Annotated in this window: 5 protein-coding genes; 1 reads left to right on the top strand and 4 read right to left on the bottom strand. The window is 48.8% G+C overall.

Features of this window, described 5'->3' with window-relative positions:
• Positions 1 to 153: 153 nt before the first annotated feature.
• Both treZ and PMG71_RS09395 read right to left on the bottom strand, forming a co-directional pair.
• A complete protein-coding gene (treZ, locus tag PMG71_RS09400; protein WP_283753411.1) occupies positions 154 to 1,977 on the bottom strand; it encodes a malto-oligosyltrehalose trehalohydrolase in 1,824 nt (607 codons plus the stop codon).
• A gap of 97 nt (positions 1,978 to 2,074) precedes the next feature.
• Positions 2,075 to 2,848, bottom strand: coding sequence for a TIGR01548 family HAD-type hydrolase (locus PMG71_RS09395; protein WP_283753410.1), 774 nt, complete (start codon positions 2,846 to 2,848; stop codon positions 2,075 to 2,077).
• Positions 2,849 to 2,963: 115 nt separating this feature from the next.
• Between PMG71_RS09395 and PMG71_RS09390 the strand changes: the two genes are divergently transcribed.
• Positions 2,964 to 3,263: a 30S ribosomal protein PSRP-3 gene (locus tag PMG71_RS09390; RefSeq protein WP_283753409.1), complete on the top strand. Its 300-nt coding sequence runs from the start codon at positions 2,964 to 2,966 to the stop codon at positions 3,261 to 3,263.
• 150 nt (positions 3,264 to 3,413) lie between these two features.
• Here PMG71_RS09390 and atpC read toward each other — a convergent pair whose 3' ends face one another.
• Together atpC and atpD are read right to left on the bottom strand one after the other, a co-directional pair.
• Positions 3,414 to 3,833: an ATP synthase F1 subunit epsilon gene (atpC, locus tag PMG71_RS09385; RefSeq protein ID WP_283753408.1), complete on the bottom strand. Its 420-nt coding sequence runs from the start codon at positions 3,831 to 3,833 to the stop codon at positions 3,414 to 3,416.
• 466 nt (positions 3,834 to 4,299) lie between these two features.
• Positions 4,300 to 5,754 (bottom strand): F0F1 ATP synthase subunit beta, encoded by a 1,455-nt coding sequence (gene atpD, locus PMG71_RS09380; RefSeq protein ID WP_283753407.1) that lies wholly within the window; start codon positions 5,752 to 5,754, stop codon positions 4,300 to 4,302.
• Positions 5,755 to 6,000 lie beyond the last annotated feature (246 nt).

The raw sequence follows: 6,000 nt of genomic DNA, 5'->3' as shown, positions 1-6,000 counted from the left end.
GAAGCGGAAATACCCTAATTAAAAATCCAGGGAGCAAGATGCTCCCACTCCAGTCATATCAAAGAATTCGAGGAGTGCGGGCATCTTGCCCGCTTCTTAACAAATTTTCATGTCCGCTTGCGGAAACCGGACTTGATATGATGCAGTTTAAGCCTAGGATTGACTATACAAGACGAATCCCCAACTAGAGAGGGTGATGGGTTTACCTGTGCTGAGTTGTTGGGGGTTGGTTTGTCCGGAACCGCTCCATTTTGGATCGGCAGAATCCAGGATGTTCGTCCAAATTCCAGGAGGAAGGGAGGGGGTAAAAGTAACGGGATCGCTGTTGAAGTTTAGACAAGCATAGAGAGAGGAAGCGTTGACCTGACGATGGAGAATAATGATGGGGGTATCGGTGGGATTAAGGACTTCGGTATGCTCTTTTTTTAGGGAAGCTAAAGCGGGGTGAGTTTTGCGAAGTTGAATGAGGGTTTTGTAGAGCGATCGCAGAATTTGATGATTTCCTTGCTTGCCTAATTCCCAGTTTAAGGTAGATTGCTCAAATACGGCCACACTTTGGGGATCGGGCACTTCTTTTTGCCAGCCAAAGGACTTAAATTCTTCAGCTCTCCCCTTCCGCACTCCTTCGACTAAGTTGGGGTCACCATGGCTGACAAAATACTGAAAAGGCGCGGTTTCTCCGTATTCTTCACCCATAAAGAGCATGGGAACAAAGGGAGAGAGCAAAACGGCCGCTGAGGCTAATTTTAGCTGGTCGAATCCGACTAAGGTAGAGAGGCGATCGCCCGCTAATCGATTTCCCACCTGGTCATGATTTTGGATACAGACCACAAAACACTCCCCAGAGAACCCTTTAGACGAATTCCCATGGGAGCGCTGACGATGAACCGAATACTCACCCGAATACACATAACCCTCCCGATAAGCCTTCGCCAAGTGGCTCACCTGACCAAAATCCTGATAATATCCCGAAGTTTCCCCCGTTAACAGGGTATGCAGAGCATGGTGAAAATCATCACACCATTGACTATGATGACCCCATCCTCCCGTCTCCCTAGACTGAAGAACTCGCACATCATTTAAATCACTTTCAGCAATCAAATAATGGGTATATCCCAACCGTCCATCCAGCTCTTCCACGGCTGCACCCAACTGTTGCAGAAAAGGTTGGGCACTAAAATCATAAATGGCATGAACCGCATCTAAACGCAGAGCATCAATATGATACTCCTCTAGCCAATAGAGCGTATTTTGAATAAAGAAATTGCGAACTTGGTCGCTGTGAGCATCATCATAATTGACCGCATCCCCCCAAGGCGTGCGATATTTACCCGTAAAATAGGGGCCATAATCCCAAAGATAGTTCCCCTCCGGGCCAAAATGGTTATACACCACATCAAGAATGACCGCAATTCCCGCTTGGTGACAAGCATTGACTAAAGCTTTCAGACCATCCGGCCCCCCATAGGAGGCTTGCACCCCATAGAGATAAACCCCATCATAGCCCCAGTTGCGAGTACCCGGAAATGCGGCAACGGGCATAATTTCAATGGCGTTAATGCCTAAATCGAGTAAATCGGGGAGTCGGTCAATAAGGGCAGTAAAAGTTCCTTCAGTTGTAAACGTGCCCACATGCAGCTCGTAAATCACATATTGCTCTAAGGGCAGGCCTTTCCAATCTCGATCTTGCCAGACAAAAGCTTGATGATCCACCACTTGCGACGCATCATGAACCCCGTTCGGTTGTAGGGAAGAAGCGGGGTCAGGACGGTCTAAGGTGGTGTCAAGTTGATAAAAGTAGAGGCTTCCGGGTTGTACATCACTGACAGTGGCTGACCAATATCCCTGTTGATCTCGTGAGAGGGGTATGAGTCGGTCTTGGGGAGAGACCAGGTGTAGAGCAACTTCTTGGCGTTGAGGGGCCCAAACTCCAAATGCACACTGGTTGTTTCCCAAGTATTGAGATCCGATTTTCATTGGTTTAAGACCCTTGACTGCATCATCTAATGATATTAATACAGGATTGGCCTTTAACCCCAGATGGGGGGAAGAGGGTACAACCGAATCCCTCTCCCTAAATCATCCCTCTGATCTCAGCCACCGTTAAATCTTCCACATGCCTAAATACCTTCTGCGCTCCTGCACCTTGCAACCGTTTGGCATAGCTCTGGCTCCCTTCTGGAGTCTCTTGCACATGGGGCGGTAAAATCCCAATCGCCACCCATAACCGCTCCGGTTGTATTGCTCTAGCTCGCTCCACCGTCTTCATATCTGCCACCGTATCCCCCACATAAAACACCGGTAGCGTCGGATTGGGATCTAACTGCTCAATCACCTGAAATAACCCCGTCGGATCGGGTTTCCCCGGCGCATCTTCCATTGCGACCAGCGCCAAATCAGCCAACCCCAACCGATACTCTAGAGCATACTTCGCTTCTGCTCGCGTTGCTCCACTAAAAAACCCCCATCCCATACCCTGTTCAGTCAACCCTTGCAAATACTCAACCGTCACCAACAGGGGTTCAGTCGTAATATAGCCATTAAAATGCTCTGGATCGGTTCCTTGATAGCGCGACTGGAAAAACGCCACCAGTTCTTCATAATCGAGTCCCACACTGTCGCGCTCTCGCCCTTGGCTCAACCAATAGCGATAGACTAGCTCTTGGGAAGCCTCCCAATCATTATTCCAAATCCCCTCACTCTTTAGCTCATCCATATCTGCTAAAGTGGGACGATATTGGTTATCTGTAAATTTCTCCACTGTATCGGCGATCGCCCGACGGTAGGACTGACCCACATCTCGCAACACCCCATCAATATCAAACACCACCAACGCTTGCCGATCCATCACTCCATCCTCCTAAAAATAAACCTTCTCTTCCCCTCACTTCAACAGAACGGCTCAAAGTGCGGTAAAATGAATGATCGCATCTGTTGAACGGATCTATATGTTGGAGGTTTGATTGTCGAAATTTCAATTAAAAGTCCTCTGGTTAGAGGATAACGTTGCCATTGCAGTCGATCAAGTAGTCGGTAAAGGGAATAGCCCTCTTACCCGCTACTTTTTCTGGCCCCGTAACGACGCTTGGGAAGAACTTAAAGCCGAACTCGAAGCCAAACACTGGATTGATGACCCAGACCGAGTTGGACTCCTTAACCAAGCCACTGAAGTGATTAACTACTGGCAAGAAGAAGGGAAAAAACGACCCATGTCAGAAGCCCAAGGCAAATTTCCTGAAGTGGTCTTCACCGGTAGCAGTTGAAATGCACTGATAATGAGGTAATCGGTAATAGCTAATAGACTATCTCCCTATCTCCGTGTGGCCCCAATTTTGCCACCCAACAAAGCCCTCCTCAGAACTAGAGGAGGGTTTAGCCTATCCGGGCCATCAGATATGGCGTGATGGCCGTTTTTAACGTTGAACCATACCACCAGCCGCTTGGAACTTTGCCCTAGCTCGCTTTAAAGCTTGAGTCGCCTTGAATTGTTCCTCACGGTCATCGGCACTGACTTTTCCTAAGCGATCTTCCGCTTGTTTATAAGCCTTTTCAGCCTCTTCTTTGTTAATATTTGTACCCACTTCTCCCCCATTCACGAGGATAGTGACTTCATCAGCATCCACCTCAGCAAAACCCCCCATCAAAGCAATGGGTAGCCAGTCTTTCTGGGATTGGGGACGCACTTGCATTACGCCAATATCGAGGGCAGATAACAGGGGAGCGTGACCACTGAGAATTCCCAGTTGTCCCGTTGTACTCGGTAAAATTACCTCATCCGCCACGCTATCCCAGACGGTTTTATTAGAAGCAATAACACGAACTTTTAAAGTCATGAGTTGATTGAAATTCTAGTATTGAGAACTTAATTTGTGAACATTTCCAGCCTTATAGCCGTTTTCTGTGCCCTGTGGTGCATTTTGATCCCCCTAAATCCCCCTTAGAAAGGGGGACTTTTTGGGTTCCCCCCCCTTAGAAAGAGGGGGACTTTTTGGGTTCCCCCCCCTTAGAAAGAGGGGGACTTTTTGGGTTCCCCCCCCTTAGAAAGGGGGACTTTTTGGGTTCCCCCCCCTTAGAAAGGGGGACTTTTTGGGTTCCCCCCCCTTAGAAAGGGGGACTTTCTGGGTTCCCCCCCCTTAGAAAGGGGGACTTTTTGGGTTCCCCCCTCTTAGAAAGGGGGACTTTCTGGGTTCCCCTCTCCTAACAAGGGGGACTTTCTTTAATTCCCCCCTTTTTAAGGGGGGCAAGGGGGGATCTTGGATGTACCTCATCAGAGCGCCAAAGGCTGTAATTTAGGTTGGATTAACCCTTAGCCGCTAATTTTTCACCTTTAGCAATCACCTGGCTAATATCGCCCACCATATAGAAGGCCTGCTCAGGCAGATGATCTAACTCTCCAGACAGAATCATCTTGAAGCCTTTGATGGTGTCATCAAGCTTCACATACTGACCCGGAGAACCCGTGAATACCTCAGCCACAAAGAAGGGTTGAGACAAGAACCGCTCAATCTTACGAGCGCGAGCCACCGTCAGACGGTCATCTTCAGACAACTCATCTAGACCCAGAATGGCAATAATATCTTGCAGCTCTTTATACCGTTGCAGCGTAGATTGCACTGCACGAGCCGTCTGATAGTGGTCTCCACCTACAACGCTCGGTTGCAACATCGTCGAAGTAGATCCCAGAGGATCGACCGCCGGATAAATGCCCTTAGAAGCCAAACCACGAGACAATACCGTAGTTGCGTCCAAGTGAGCAAACGTCGTCGCCGGAGCGGGGTCAGTCAAGTCATCCGCAGGCACATAAACCGCTTGAATCGAAGTAATCGAACCTTCACGGGTGGAAGTAATCCGCTCTTGCAGTTCACCCATTTCCGTACCCAAGGTGGGCTGATATCCTACCGCAGAAGGCATCCGACCCAGCAGCGCTGATACTTCAGAACCCGCTTGTACAAACCGGAAAATATTATCGATGAACAGCAGTACGTCTTGTTTACTCACATCCCGGAAATATTCCGCCATCGTTAGAGCAGACAGACCAACCCGCATTCTGGCTCCGGGGGGTTCATTCATCTGACCATAAACCAGAGCCACTTTAGACTCGCCCAGGTTTTCAGCATTAATTACCCCAGATTCAACCATTTCATTGTAGAGGTCATTTCCTTCACGGGTGCGCTCACCCACGCCACCGAATACGGATACACCCCCATGGGCTTTAGCAATATTGTTAATCAGCTCCATGATAATAACGGTTTTGCCTACACCGGCTCCACCAAACAGACCGATTTTACCGCCCCGACGATAGGGAGCGAGCAGGTCTACTACCTTAATACCCGTTTCAAAGATAGAAGGTTTGGTTTCCAGTTCAGTTAGTTTAGGCGCTTCCCGGTGAATGGGAGAGCTTTCTTCGCTGGCAACGGGGCCTTTTTCATCCACTGGCTCACCCAGGACATTGAAGATGCGTCCTAGAGTGACATTTCCTACGGGGACGCTAATGGGCGCACCCAAGTCAACAATATCCATGCCTCGTGTGAGTCCATCTGTAGCGCTCATGGCAACAGCGCGGACTTGGTTCCCACCGAGGAGTTGTTGCACTTCGCAGGTGACAGAATATTCTTGTCCATCTGCGTTTTTTTTGACTACTCGGATTGCATTATAGACCTGGGGCAGTTTACCACTAGGAAATTCTGCATCAATAACCGGGCCAATGATTTGAACAATTTTACCGACGTTGGTTTTCTCTGATGTGGCTACCATATCTTCGCCTAATTGTGATTGCTGCTTAAGAATATGACTGGGGACAGTCGCTGGTAATTCTTAAAGGTTCTAAGTTTAAGAATGTCATCTTTCAGATTATCACGGGATGTTCACCCCACAATAGACTTGTTGAGTAATGGGTAATGAGTTTCCCCCATCTCCCCATCCCCCCACCCCCCAGGGTACGGTAACCCGTACTGTTGTCCCTGTTGCAATGGTTGCTGGAGTCGGATTACATTAGCACTC

The organism is Roseofilum acuticapitatum BLCC-M154 (genome assembly GCF_030068475.1).
GTDB lineage: Bacteria > Cyanobacteriota > Cyanobacteriia > Cyanobacteriales > Desertifilaceae > Roseofilum > Roseofilum acuticapitatum.
The sequence above is the reverse complement of the archived record's forward strand: the minus strand, read 5'-3'. Positions and strand labels throughout refer to the sequence as shown.

Coding starts and splice junctions, on each gene's coding strand:
- treZ (WP_283753411.1), bottom strand. CDS start 1,977: ATGAAAATCGGATCTCAATACTTGGGAAACAACCAGTGTGCATTTGGA.
- PMG71_RS09395 (WP_283753410.1), bottom strand. CDS start 2,848: ATGGATCGGCAAGCGTTGGTGGTGTTTGATATTGATGGGGTGTTGCGA.
- atpC (WP_283753408.1), bottom strand. CDS start 3,833: ATGACTTTAAAAGTTCGTGTTATTGCTTCTAATAAAACCGTCTGGGAT.
- atpD (WP_283753407.1), bottom strand. CDS start 5,754: ATGGTAGCCACATCAGAGAAAACCAACGTCGGTAAAATTGTTCAAATC.